This window comes from Escherichia sp. HH41S, from assembly GCF_009820115.1.
In the GTDB taxonomy this organism is placed as follows: domain Bacteria; phylum Pseudomonadota; class Gammaproteobacteria; order Enterobacterales; family Enterobacteriaceae; genus Escherichia; species Escherichia coli_F.
Genome location: NZ_VNXE01000064.1, coordinates 85,536 through 99,068 on the forward strand (window position 1 = coordinate 85,536; position 13,533 = coordinate 99,068).

General features: G+C 51.1%; 8 protein-coding genes. 5 read left to right on the forward strand and 3 right to left on the reverse strand.

The window, feature by feature from the left end; all coding sequences use genetic code 11:
• The first annotated feature begins 132 nt into the window (after window positions 1-132).
• Both FQZ95_RS12480 and FQZ95_RS12485 read left to right on the forward strand, forming a co-directional pair.
• Window positions 133-630, forward strand: a complete 498-nt coding sequence (locus FQZ95_RS12480; RefSeq protein ID WP_032183361.1) for a DUF1097 domain-containing protein — start codon at window positions 133-135, stop codon at window positions 628-630.
• A gap of 91 nt (window positions 631-721) precedes the next feature.
• Complete coding sequence (locus tag FQZ95_RS12485; protein WP_160530260.1) at window positions 722-1,654, forward strand: LysR substrate-binding domain-containing protein; 933 nt, start codon at window positions 722-724, stop codon at window positions 1,652-1,654.
• A 41-nt stretch (window positions 1,655-1,695) separates the two neighbouring features.
• Here FQZ95_RS12485 and FQZ95_RS12490 read toward each other — a convergent pair whose 3' ends face one another.
• The 3 genes from FQZ95_RS12490 to betT all read right to left on the reverse strand — a co-directional run bounded on the left by FQZ95_RS12490 (window position 1,696) and on the right by betT (window position 9,515).
• A complete protein-coding gene (locus tag FQZ95_RS12490) occupies window positions 1,696-2,784 on the reverse strand; it encodes an EAL domain-containing protein (protein WP_000146382.1) in 1,089 nt (362 codons plus the stop codon).
• A gap of 141 nt (window positions 2,785-2,925) precedes the next feature.
• The gene (ehaA, locus tag FQZ95_RS12495) at window positions 2,926-6,909 is read right to left on the reverse strand and encodes an autotransporter adhesin EhaA (protein WP_160530261.1); all 3,984 of its coding nucleotides are present in this window, start codon (window positions 6,907-6,909) and stop codon (window positions 2,926-2,928) included.
• 572 nt (window positions 6,910-7,481) lie between these two features.
• On the reverse strand, window positions 7,482-9,515 hold the full coding sequence (gene betT, locus FQZ95_RS12500; RefSeq protein WP_088541904.1) for a choline BCCT transporter BetT: 2,034 nt from the start codon (window positions 9,513-9,515) through the stop codon (window positions 7,482-7,484).
• Between the two features lie 128 nt (window positions 9,516-9,643).
• On the opposite strand from betT, the gene betI reads away from it, so the two are divergent.
• From betI to betA, 3 genes are read left to right on the forward strand one after another with little or no spacing between them, the layout of a single operon-like run.
• The gene (gene betI / locus FQZ95_RS12505) at window positions 9,644-10,231 is read left to right on the forward strand and encodes a transcriptional regulator BetI (RefSeq protein WP_088541903.1); all 588 of its coding nucleotides are present in this window, start codon (window positions 9,644-9,646) and stop codon (window positions 10,229-10,231) included.
• A gap of 13 nt (window positions 10,232-10,244) precedes the next feature.
• Window positions 10,245-11,717, forward strand: coding sequence for a betaine-aldehyde dehydrogenase (betB, locus tag FQZ95_RS12510; protein WP_088541902.1), 1,473 nt, complete (start codon window positions 10,245-10,247; stop codon window positions 11,715-11,717).
• Between the two features lie 13 nt (window positions 11,718-11,730).
• Entirely contained in the window at window positions 11,731-13,419 is a 1,689-nt protein-coding gene (betA, locus tag FQZ95_RS12515; protein ID WP_160530262.1) for a choline dehydrogenase, read from the forward strand.
• Window positions 13,420-13,533: the final 114 nt, after the last annotated feature.

The following is a 13,533-nucleotide window of genomic DNA, read 5'->3' on the forward strand; positions in this document are numbered from 1 at the left end:
CTTTTCGCAGTGTGCGGTAGTGCAATATTTGTTTCTTTGACCCGATACCCTTTCACTCAATCAGGTTTTATTTCTCTATAGTCTGCACATGTAAGAGTAGCTTTCGTCCATGTCTAACCAGAGGGGAACAAGATGAACGGACTCACGGCAACGGGTGTCACCGTCGGTATTTGTGCAGGGCTTTGGCAGTTAGTGTCTTCACATGTCGGGCTCTCTCAGGGATGGGAATTATTAGGAACCATTGGCTTTGTCGCCTTTTGCAGTTTTTATGCCGCAGGCGGCGGTAAATCGGGGTTTATCAAGAGCCTGGCGGTTAATTATTCCGGGATGGTGTGGGCGTTTTTCGCCGCGCTGGCTTCCGGTTGGCTGGCCTCGGTGAGTGGGCTTTCCGTGTTCTGGGCAAGCGTGATGACTACCGTGCCTTTCTCAGCTGTAGTGGTCTGGCAAGGGCGTTTCTGGTTACTGTCATTCATTCCCGGAGGCTTTCTCGGCATGACGCTGTTTTTTGCCAGCGGGATGAACTGGACGGTGACATTACTGGGTTTTCTGGCGGGTAACTGCGTGGGGATAATTTCAGAATATGGCGGACAAAAATTAAGCGAAGCGACGACTAAACGCGACGGGTATTAAAAGTTATTCAAAAATGATTATCTATCTTTAACCGATACCTCTACAGTCATAGCTGGAGAAATTCATAGTAGATAATGGCGGGAATGGTTTAATGAACTCAATTTTTACCGAAGAAAATCTGTTGGCATTTACTACCGCTGCGCGTTTTGGCAGCTTCAGTAAAGCCGCAGAAGAGTTGGGTTTAACCACTTCCGCCATTAGCTACACCATCAAGCGAATGGAAACAGGGCTGGATGTGGTGCTGTTCACTCGCAGTACCCGCAGCATTGAGTTAACGGAGTCCGGGCGTTATTTTTTCCGCAAAGCTACCGACCTGCTGAATGATTTTCACGCCATCAAACGCAGCATCGATACTATTTCGCAGGGCATAGAAGCGCGTGTGCGTATTTGTATTAATCAGCTGCTTTATACGCCCAAACACACCGCACGCTTATTACAGGTACTGAAAAAGCAGTTTCCAACCTGCCAGATTACCGTCACCACCGAAGTGTATAATGGCGTCTGGGATGCGATTATTAATAATCAGGCGAATATCGCTATCGGCGCACCCGACACGCTGCTGGACGGCGGCGGCATTGATTACACGGAGATTGGCGCGATTCGCTGGGCTTTTGCTATCGCCCCGGATCACCCGTTAGCCTTTGTGCCGGAACCCATCGCCGAAAGCCAACTGCGTCTCTATCCTAATATCATGGTGGAAGACACCGCGCATACGATTAATAAAAAAGTGGGCTGGTTGCTGCATGGGCAGGAGTCGATTCTGGTGCCAGATTTCAACACCAAATGTCAGTGCCAGATTTTAGGCGAAGGAATTGGTTTTTTGCCGGATTACATGGTCCGTGAGGCGATGGCGCAATCCCTGCTGGTTACCCGACAAATCCATAATCCGCGCCAGGATTCACGCATGTTACTGGCGACCCAGCACTCTGCCACTGGTCAGGTGACGCAGTGGATTAAAAAGCAGTTTGCGCCAAAGGGTATATTAACAGGGATCTATCAGGATTTACTGCATCGGGAGAATTGATATCTACCAACCTCCCGATGCGCTGTGAATAGCGGTTTACATCAACCACCTGCTTTCATTACCCATTCAGAGATAAATTTATTACCCGGTACTGGCGGAGAGTACAAATAGCCCTGCAAAAAGTGAACGCCTTTGCCGATCATTAAATCCGCCTGCTCCTGGGTTTCTACCCCTTCCGCCACGATACTCAGACCAGGCTTACGCGCCAGTTCGACAATATTGTCCACAATATGACCGGAAATTTCGTCGACACTCGCCATTTGCACAAACGACTTGTCAATTTTAATAAAATCGACCGGAAACGCCTGCAGATAACGATAGGTCGCATAACCCGTACCAAAGTCATCCAGCGCAAAGGTAATGTTATGCTGATGAAGGCTGTCAAATATCGCTCTGGCTTCTGGCGTTACCGGAATGGGGTTGCGTTCCGTTAGCTCAAGAACCAGCTTGATTTTATCGTTACCTAATTTCTTGACCAGGTTCAGACACTCTTTTTCAAATCCTGCAGCCAAAAAACAGCCCGCCGAGACGTTGATACCAATATGGAAATTGTCCGGCAGCAAATGTTTTACTGGCATCAGAATATCCGCAGTCTGTTTCATCAGCTGGCGAGTCATTATGACAATAAGACCGGATGACTCCGCCAGAGGAATAAACTGATCCGGTGGGATAATTCCCGTTTGCGGATGTTCCCAGCGAACAAGCACTTCACAGCCCGTCAGTACCCCTGTCTGCGCGCAGAAAACGGGCTGGATCCACGGTTTGAATTCGTGATTTTCCAACGCCAGACTGATGGCTTCAGGCGTGACGATATGGTGACAACGGTTATCAGGAATATAAAAATTATTTTTATTTCCCTTGCCACTGATGACTTGCGGATGATATTGAAAAAAGATATCCCGCCAGAAAGTAATATCACTCTGGATGCCTAATTTTTCATACAACTGCTTCTTCTGATGTGAAATTGTCTTTGCGCTACGATTTCTGTATTGTGATATTTCTGTAACCGACATTCCCTCCATTAGCAGCTTGAGTAAAAGCCGTTCTTTTTCGGACACGATACCAGGCAAGGTCAAATTAACCGTTGCCCCGAACTCTTCCAAAAAAACACTCAAATCATGCGAAGCCATTGAACACACCTTGATGAAATCTTGTGCGCCAGCTAAATCTGCTTGTCTTCACTCTGACTGATAAAGCTGACTGCAAGAAAATGACACAGAGAGCCGAATTGTCTCCCGTTCGGCTCTCTCTCCTTTTACTCATTATTCAGATCAGAATTGCCACTTAATGCCCACCATTGCAGAGGTGTCATTATATCCTCTATCGGCAATCTGAACGCCCACATTCCCCCAGACATTCAGGTTGGCATTTAGCTGTCCTTCCACCCCGGTTTTTATCTCAGCAATATTTCGGGCTCCATCCTGAGTGACGGACACGCCATCCATACTGGTGCTGAAATCCTTACTGTTATGCAGCCAGTTCACTTCTACAAACGGCTGGAACTCGCGGGATTTACCGTCATCCATTTTATGGTGGCTCTTCAGCCAGGTTTTTACGCCAAGTCGGGTTTGAACATTGCCATCACCGTTGCTATGAACGAGGGTTCCGTTGCTTTCGCGGTGATTATCGGCTTTGACTCCCATCCAGGTAACCTGTGCTTGCGGCTGAACATACCATTCATTACGCGTTCCCTGGCTGCCATTAAATTCAGCTAATTTGTGTTTGTATCCAGCTTCCAGTGAAGCGGTAAATCCTTTTGATTTATAGGATTCACTTTGTAAATCATCACCTTTCACTGTGTTATCAAACCAGCTGTACTGCGCCCAACTGTCGAGATACGCGCCATTACGCGACTCGTCATCGGCATACCAGGTGGCATAGAGGCCTGTGCTATATCCGTTCACACTCGCTTTAGCACGATAACCAGTTCGCGAGGAAATGGTTTTGCTGTCGCTGTTGCCATATCCCGCCATGACCCCAACATGCCAGCTGTCGCTGCCGTTTTGGCTCCACTGCGCGATATCGCCTCCCAGTTGCAGAACATAGCGATTGCTTTGGGTTTTCAGCTGGCCGCTGCCATCACGCCATTTATTATGACCACCTTCATGGCGCATCCACATAGTGGTTTGTTTCTGCTCACCCGTCACCATGTCGGTATAGTACGTATTACCCAGACGCTCATGCAGACGCGTGTTGAACATGGTATTCGCTGCTGCAAGGTTCGCAATGTAGCTACCCGCCTCCGGTCGCAGGTCATTATCCACATTCAGATCCGGACCCGGCGTAGGTGTCGGGTTAGGGTTCGGCTCTGGATTCGGGTTTGGCTCCGGATTCGGCATCGGGTCTGGCTCCGGCTGCAGTTCAGGAGAATCACTGCCGCTGGTCAGATACCAGTTACCACTATTTGCCCCTTGTCCACGCGCGAGAGTGTAGTCATATGCCCCCGCAACGATACGCCCAGCCTGAACAAATTCGCCCTCAGACTTACCGTCAACATGGATAAGTTCGATACCGTTAAGGGTTTTCGCACCTGTACCGCCAGCGTTATTCACCGTAACGGCAGTCGTGCCGCTAGTATCACCCTCGACAACCAATTTATCAGTTACTGAATCATCGCCATTCAGTACCGTATTCATTACCAGTTGGCCGTTATTACCGTGGTAGTTCCCCTTCACCACTAATACGTTGCCAGCTTGCAGTCCTGACATCCCGGTCATCAGCGTACCGTTGTTGGTCAGATTGCCACCCAGGGTGTAATTCACTGGTGCAGCCGCTCTTTTTTCAGCGCTATTATTCAGCGCCAGGGTGCCGTTGTTCTCAATGTTTGCGTTACCCATTCCCTGCGCATGACTAACCAGGACATTAGCCGAGCCAGCAATGTTCACATTCGCCGTCAGGTTGCTGTTATCGCCCGCGATATCCAGCGTGCCGCCCTGGATATTCAGTTCCCCGTCGCCGCTTAACGAACCGCTTGAAGTCCCCCCGTTGGTAACCGTCAGAGTGCCGCCGTTTAAGTTCAGCAACGAATCGGCGCTAGCCTTGAGCGTACCCACGGTCTGGCTGTGACCATTCATATCCAGTTCAGTCTCTGCCGCCAGACGCAGTTCATGGGTATTACCCAACACGTTATCGTTATTCAACAAAAGCGTCCCGCTACGCAGATCGGTAATACCGGTATAGTCATTGTCTTTGTTTGAAAGCGATACGGTCTGACCATTCTGGCTGCTGAATGCCAGGTCACCACTGCCGGTAACCTTTGCACTGAGATCGGCGGCATTCTCGCTCTTACCGTTGGCACTCAGCACCAGGGCGTCACTGTCGGTAGCCTGCAATTCAAGCTGGGTCAGGCCGTAACCGATATACAGACCGTCATTGTTTACCCCACTCGTCAGGCGATAATCATAAGTGCCGACGGCCGCTTTTTGCCCATTCTGCTGAATATCACGTTGGGCGCTGCTGGAGAGGATTTGCCCATTTTTATCCTGCAATTGCAGATTGCCCGCATCGCCCAGAACTTCCGCACCTTGCGCATCAACCAGCTTAATGGTGCTGTTACCATCATCGACTTCAGTGAGCGATAACGCAGAGTCAATATCACGAGAAACAGAGCGTACAACGTCACTGTCAGTAACCTGAATCACACCCTCGCCGCGCAAATCCAGCGTTTTACTAACGTTGACTGTCCCTTCTGTCATCTGCGCGCCAGCGGTCAGGGCACCAAAATCAACGGTTCCGCCCGAGAATCCCAGAGTGCTAATGGAGTGAGCGCCCTTACCCACTGTTATCTGGCTTCCCTGACCCGCAGTGATCCCGCCTTTCTGCAGAAACTCAGCATTTTTTTCCAGGTTAAATGTCGTGTTCTGGAATGCCAGTGCCCCCTGAAACCAGTCTGTATAAGCAAACTCATCGAAGGAGAATTCGTGATTCCCCATGTTTATTTCAACAACGCCTTTACCTTCAAGATCGTTATCAAACACCCAATCTTTATTGGCATTAATTTGCAGTTTGCCATCAACATCCAGTTCTGCACGGCCGATGTTCTTGTCTTCAGAAATAACAGCGACAGCATCGGAAGCGACATCAATATATCCGCTGAATGCATAGTTATTGCCGGTCAACTCCACCGTCCCACTGTCGATACTTATTGTACCGTTGCCGGAAATCTTATTGGCAAAGGTCATGCTATCGTCAGCCTTCAGGTGTAATTTCCCGCGGTTGGTGATTTCTGCTGTACCTATATTTTGGGTGATCCCTAAAGCGCCATTTTGCTCAATTTTGACTTTACCGCTAAAGGCGGAGTTATCCCCGGTTAAGTAAGTCGTGCCATTGAGCGCGTTGATATAACCCAGGCCCTCGCTGCCACTGACAATATTTGCGGAGATAGTCGCGTTTTTGTCTGTGTGGTTTAAAGTGATTTTCTTCTCGGATGTTTTTGCCCACACAAACTCAATTTTTTCGGCATCAATAATCCCTGCCGCCTTCGCTGCGCTTCCTTCCTGTGCACCTAACGCTAACTCAGAGTTGGTGCTTAAACTAATAGTCGGCGCAGAAATTTTACCACCTTCCGAAACGGCAAGTGTTGTATCGGAGTTTTGATCATAATAACCCAGGCTAATTTTCTCACTGGCATTAACTTCACCGCCGTTATTAACTGACAGGTACTGATTGCCACCGTAACTGCCGTAAACGCCCATAAAGAAGGTTTTAGAATTTACCTGGCTGCCTTCACCACTGACATTTCCCTGCAAATAGGTCAGACGACTGGTGCCCTTAACATGGATTTTGCCGCCATTGGAGACGTTAAAATAGCCGCGATCATGCCAGGAGCCGGAGTTTGAGTCATATAAATCATCTGCATACAACTCACTACCAGCATTGGAGACGTTCAGGAAACCTGTACCTTTCAGCAGGACGTCAAGCTGACCATTGATATACACTTTCCCTCCGGTGATATCCAATCCACCACCAGAATTGAGCGTAAAGCGTGGACGCGAGGTGTCTGTTACGTTAATAACCAGATTAGCATTATCAGTCACCGTAATACGGTAATCGATGTTCTGATCGGTTTTGCCGTAATCAACAGTCTTATCCTGGTTCACGATGAAATCACCAGAGAACGCCAGAGATGAATATAAACTTATCGCGCTAATTAAAACAGCCCGGGACTTTTTTCCTTTTACTCTGCTCCCCAGCTCCGAGCAGACGCTCCAACAGTTACGGGACCTGTTCCACTTTAGCCGATATATTTTATTCATCACAATCTCCAGCAATACATCCAAATAAAACTAAGATTGCATAAACAGCAACGCATTAAATGCCATTCCGGTTACTGTTCATCGCATATAAAAATTCAAAAATTTTGCATAGCATTGACAACCACATATCTGAGTATGTAGTTCAGAGGGTAATAAAATAGCAAGTTACTACTGAAAACTTATTTTAAGTTAACACTATTAACTTTATCATTACATTCCACCCAGTCTCGAATACATGCGCATTATATGTATCCAGGAACTCAAATCAACTCAAAATATAAACAAAAGCAGGAGGAATACATTTAATATACAGCCGGTAAAAGTGGTAACTCTTATTAGGTATCTAAATATAAGAATCGTCTTATTAATAAATATATAACTCTATAGGACTGAATCCATTCAGCTAATGCAAAATAAAATCGTTAATTAATAAAATATAAAATCATGAAGTGATACAAGAGGAATTGCAGGATATGACATGACAATCATATATAATATATGCATAATTTTTTACAGCGAGTCAATGATTTCCGCGCCATATGCAGACATGGCGCGGTTTTATGCAATAACAATCACGCGTCCGGGAACATCACGCTATGGCCCGGCGCTTCACGATGGAGATGGATAAAGTTAAGGTGCCGCTCGTACTGATCGAGAATATCGGTGATCACCTGCTCTTTGCTGTAGTCCATCAGGTCGTTGCCCTGGCTGCCTTCTAACAGGAAGGTTTCCAGCCGGTAGTAGGTCGATTTCCCGCTACGTGCGCGGTAGGTAAAGCCCGGCACCGAATATTGCTGCGGCCAAATCTGATAGACAAAGTTTTGCTCTTCACCCATATGCACCAGCAAATCCAGATGCCCTAACTGTTGTCCCTCTTCCGGCGGCAGGCTTTTTAACTCGACGTACGCACCGCGCAGTCGCAGTTCCTGCGCCACTTCTTCCATTGCCGGATAACAGACGGTTTCCATCATCTGTTTGGTGTAACGCGTTCCTGGGTAGTTCATCAGGCGCGAGAGACGCTTTTTCCAGCTCAGGCGATCCTGAAGCCCCAGCGGTCGCGGCGCGGTATCGCGATTTGCACTTTCTCGGCGATAATCTTCAACTTTCAGTGATTTATACAATCCCGCCATGACGAAGAAAATCACAAAACTGAATGGCAGCCCCATGATGACCGTGGTGTTTTGCAGCGCGGATATTCCGTTGGTCATTAACATACCGAGCGTCAGCAGACCAATGGCAACCGACCAGAAGACACGCAGCCAGCCCGGCGCGTCGCTGTTGATATCTTTAAGCTGCGAGGTGAAATTCCCCAGCACCAGCGCCCCGGAATCCGCCGAAGTTACGTAGAACAGCAAGCCAGTGATGGTGGCGACGGAGGCGCTAAAGGTAAATGCCGGATACTGCGCCAGCAGGCTGTAGAAGCCGCGCTCCGGATGGACCATCGCTTCCTGGGCAAATGCCGCGCCGCCGTGGATGATTTCATACAGCGCGCTATTGCCGAACACCGAGAGCCATAACAGTGTGAAGGTAAACGGAATAATCAACGTGCCCAGCACGAACTGGCGAATGGTACGCCCGCGCGAGATACGCGCCAGGAACAGGCCGACAAACGGCGACCATGCCACCCACCATGCCCAGAAGAAGAGCGTCCAGTTATTCATCCACTCAACCGGGCGGTCAAAGGCGAAACTGTTGAGCGTCATGCCCATAAAGCGGTTAACGTAATCGCCAACGTTCAGCACCAGCGCATTAAGCAGGAACGAGGTGTCGCCCATAAACAGCACGAACAGGATCAACCCCAGCGCCAGCGCAACGTTGAGTTCCGATAACACGCGAATGCCCTTATCGACACCGGAGGTGACAGAGATCGTTGCGATGATCACCGACAAGGCGATCAGTGCCGCTTTCGCCGCCATCGAATCGGGAATATCAAACAGTACGCTCAAGCCATAGTTAAGCTGCACCACACCGATACCGAGCGTAGTGGCAATACCGAAGATGGTGCCGATTACCGCTGCAATATCCACTGAATGACCAATCGGCCCGTTAATCCGTTTACCGAAAATCGGATACAGCGCCGAGCGGATCGTGAGCGGCAAATTATAACGATAGCTGAAGTATCCGAGCGCCATGCCCATCAGCGCATACATCGACCAGCCGGTTAAGCCGTAGTGAAACAGCGTCCAGACCATCGCCTGACGCGCGGCCTCAATTGTCTGTCCCGCGCCTTCCGGCGGCTGCATATACTGCGTGACCGGCTCAGCAACGGAGAAGAACATCAGATCAATACCAATCCCGGCAGCGAACAGCATCGCCGCCCAGCTCAGTAGACTGAATTCCGGTTTGGATTGTTCAGGCCCGAGCTTCACCGAACCAAAACGCGAACAAGCGATGCAGACCACAAAGACAATATAGAGCGTTGCCGCCAGCAGATAGTACCAACCGAAGGTTTTAGAAACCCAGTCCAGCGTGCGGCCAATCCACAGGGCCGAGAAGTCGCGAAACAGGATCGTTGTCAGGGAAAACAACAAAATCAGTCCGGCGGAGGTGTAAAACACCACCGGATTGATTTTGTCCTTTTCCCTGCTGTGCGAAAGGTCTGTCATCCAGTATCCCCACTGTTATTGTTACCATTTAAAATCAAATTAGTAACAATTAAGACACATTTTATATTGAACGTCCAATCAATAACGGCTTTAATAGATTAACAACGCTGATGAATGGAGTGGCAAAAATGCCCAAATTGGGGATGCAGTCGATCCGGCGCAGACAACTGATCGACGCCACGCTGGAAGCAATAAATGAAGTAGGTATGCACGATGCGACGATCGCGCAGATCGCCCGCCGGGCGGGCGTTTCCACCGGGATCATTAGCCACTATTTCAAAGATAAAAATGGTCTGCTGGAAGCAACCATGCGTGATATCACCAGCCAGCTGCGTGACGCGGTCTTGAACCGCTTACACGCGCTACCGGATGGCAGCCCTGAGCAGCGATTACAGGCGATTGTTGACGGGAATTTCGATGAGACGCAGGTCAGTAATGCTGCGATGAAAGCCTGGCTGGCGTTTTGGGCCAGCAGTATGCATCAGCCGATGCTTTACCGTTTGCAGCAGGTGAGCAGCCACCGCTTGTTGTCGAATCTGGTGAGCGAATTTCACCGCGAGTTACCGCGCAAAGAGGCACAGGAGGCAGGTTATGGCCTGGCCGCGCTGATTGACGGTTTATGGCTGCGCGCGGCATTGAGCGGTAAACCGCTGGATAAACCTCTCGCACACTCGCTGACCCGTCACTTTATTACTCAGCATTTACCCACCGATTAACCGAGGAGACGTGATGTCCCGAATGGCAGAACAGCAACTTTATATACATGGTGGTTATTCCTCCGCCACCAGCGGTCGCACCTTCGAGACCATTAACCCGGCCAACGGTAACGTGCTGGCAACCGTGCAGGCCGCCGGGCGCGAAGATGTCGATCGCGCCGTGAAGAGTGCCCAACAAGGGCAAAAAATCTGGGCGGCGATGACCGCCATGGAACGCTCGCGCATTCTGCGTCGAGCCGTTGATATTCTGCGCGAATGCAATGACGAACTCGCTAAACTGGAAACCCTCGACACCGGGAAGGCGTATTCAGAAACCTCAACCGTCGATATCGTTACCGGCGCGGACGTACTGGAGTACTACGCCGGGCTGATCCCGGCGCTGGAAGGCAGCCAGATCCCGCTACGCGAGACGTCGTTTGTTTATACCCGCCGTGAACCGCTGGGCGTGGTCGCCGGAATTGGCGCATGGAACTACCCGATTCAGATTGCTTTGTGGAAATCCGCTCCGGCACTGGCCGCAGGCAACGCGATGATATTCAAACCGAGCGAAGTTACCCCGCTTACTGCGTTAAAGCTGGCTGAAATCTACAGCGAAGCGGGCCTGCCGGACGGCGTATTTAACGTGTTGCCGGGCGTAGGTGCGGAAACCGGGCAGTATCTGACCGAGCATCCGGGCATCGCCAAAGTGTCGTTTACCGGCGGCGTCGCCAGCGGCAAAAAGGTGATGGCTAACGCGGCGGCCTCTTCCCTGAAAGAAGTGACCATGGAGCTGGGCGGTAAATCACCGCTGATCGTTTTCGACGATGCGGATCTCGATCTCGCCGCTGATATCGCCATGATGGCGAACTTCTTCAGCTCCGGTCAGGTGTGTACCAACGGCACCCGCGTCTTCGTTCCGGCGAAATGCAAAGCCGCATTTGAACAAAAGATTCTGGCGCGCGTTGAGCGCATTCGCGCGGGCGACGTTTTCGATCCGCAAACTAACTTCGGCCCGCTGGTCAGCTTCCCGCATCGCGATAACGTGCTGCGTTACATCGCCAAAGGCAAAGAGGAAGGCGCGCGCGTACTGTGCGGCGGCGATGTATTGAAAGGCGATGGCTTCGATAACGGCGCATGGGTTGCACCGACCGTGTTCACCGATTGCCGCGACGAAATGAGCATCGTGCGCGAAGAGATCTTCGGTCCGGTGATGTCGCTTCTCACTTATGAATCTGAGGACGAAGTGATTCGCCGCGCCAATGATACCGACTACGGTCTGGCGGCGGGTATCGTCACGGCGGATCTGAACCGCGCGCATCGCGTCATTCATCAGCTGGAAGCCGGCATTTGCTGGATCAACACCTGGGGAGAATCCCCGGCGGAGATGCCCGTTGGCGGTTACAAACACTCCGGCATTGGCCGCGAGAACGGCGTGATGACGCTCCAGAGTTACACCCAGGTGAAGTCCATCCAGGTTGAGATGGCTAAATTCCAGTCCATATTCTAACCAGGAGGTTTATTTGCAATTTGACTACATCATTATTGGTGCCGGCTCTGCCGGCAACGTCCTCGCGACACGTCTGACTGAAGATCCGAACACTACCGTGCTGCTGCTTGAAGCGGGCGGCCCGGACTATCGCTTTGACTTCCGTACCCAGATGCCCGCTGCGCTGGCGTTCCCGCTACAGGGTAAACGCTATAACTGGGCCTATGAGACGGAACCCGAACCGTTTATGAACAACCGTCGCATGGAGTGCGGACGCGGCAAAGGGCTTGGTGGATCATCACTGATCAACGGCATGTGTTACATCCGTGGTAACGCACTGGATCTCGATTACTGGGCGAAAGAACCCGGTCTGGAGAACTGGAGCTACCTCGACTGCCTGCCCTACTACCGCAAGGCCGAGACGCGCGATGTGGGCGAGAACGACTACCACGGCGGTGATGGCCCGGTAAGCGTGACCACCTCAAAACCTGGTGTCAATCCGCTGTTTGAAGCAATGATTGAGGCGGGCGTGCAGGCCGGTTATCCGCGCACGGACGACCTTAACGGGTATCAGCAGGAAGGTTTCGGCCCGATGGACCGCACCGTCACGCCACAGGGCCGTCGCGCCAGCACCGCGCGGGGTTATCTCGATCAGGCCAAATCGCGCCCGAACCTGACTATTCGAACTCACGCCATGACCGATCACATCATTTTTGACGGCAAACGCGCGGTAGGCGTCGAGTGGCTGGAAGGCGACAGCACCATCCCAACCCGCGCAACGGCCAACAAAGAAGTGCTGTTATGTGCAGGCGCGATTGCCTCACCACAAATCCTGCAACGCTCCGGCGTCGGCAACGCTGAACTGCTGGCCGAATTTGATATTCCGCTGGTGCATGATTTGCCCGGCGTGGGCGAAAATCTTCAGGATCATCTGGAGATGTACCTGCAATACGAGTGCAAAGAACCGGTTTCCCTCTACCCTGCCCTGCAGTGGTGGAACCAGCCGAAAATCGGCGCGGAGTGGCTGTTTGGCGGCACCGGCGTGGGTGCCAGCAACCACTTTGAAGCAGGTGGATTTATCCGCAGCCGTGAGGAATTTGAGTGGCCGAACATTCAATACCACTTCCTGCCAGTAGCGATTAACTATAACGGCTCGAATGCGGTGAAAGAGCACGGCTTCCAGTGCCATGTCGGATCGATGCGCTCGCCAAGCCGTGGGCATGTGCGGATTAAATCCCGCGACCCGCACCAGCATCCGGCGATTTTGTTTAACTACATGTCGCACGATCAGGACTGGCAGGAGTTCCGCGACGCGATTCGCATCACCCGCGAGATCATGCATCAACCGGCGCTGGATCAATACCGTGGACGTGAAATCAGCCCCGGCACGGAATGCCAGACGGATGAGCAGCTCGATGAGTTTGTGCGTAATCACGCCGAAACCGCCTTCCACCCATGCGGTACGTGCAAAATGGGGTACGACGAGATGTCCGTTGTGGATGGCGAAGGCCGCGTGCACGGGCTGGAAGGATTACGCGTAGTCGATGCGTCAATTATGCCGCAGATTATCACCGGCAATCTGAACGCCACGACCATTATGATTGGCGAGAAAATGGCGGATATGATTCGCGGACGAGAAGCGTTGCCGAGGAGCACGGCAAGATATTTTGTGGCAAATGGGATGCCGGTGAGAGCGAAAAAAATGAGTCGTGATTTGAACTAACGCAGGAACTTACAAGATTGAGAGTTACCGTTCTACGATGAGGACCGAATCCTTATATAAAAAACATAGGTAACTCTCATGCTTCATATCCAGTATTCATGATGCTGGTTTTTT

Coding starts and splice junctions, on each gene's coding strand:
- FQZ95_RS12480 (WP_032183361.1), top strand. CDS start 133: ATGAACGGACTCACGGCAACGGGTGTCACCGTCGGTATTTGTGCAGGG.
- ehaA (WP_160530261.1), bottom strand. CDS start 6,909: ATGAATAAAATATATCGGCTAAAGTGGAACAGGTCCCGTAACTGTTGG.
- FQZ95_RS12485 (WP_160530260.1), top strand. CDS start 722: ATGAACTCAATTTTTACCGAAGAAAATCTGTTGGCATTTACTACCGCT.
- FQZ95_RS12490 (WP_000146382.1), bottom strand. CDS start 2,784: ATGGCTTCGCATGATTTGAGTGTTTTTTTGGAAGAGTTCGGGGCAACG.
- betT (WP_088541904.1), bottom strand. CDS start 9,515: ATGACAGACCTTTCGCACAGCAGGGAAAAGGACAAAATCAATCCGGTG.
- betI (WP_088541903.1), top strand. CDS start 9,644: ATGCCCAAATTGGGGATGCAGTCGATCCGGCGCAGACAACTGATCGAC.
- betB (WP_088541902.1), top strand. CDS start 10,245: ATGTCCCGAATGGCAGAACAGCAACTTTATATACATGGTGGTTATTCC.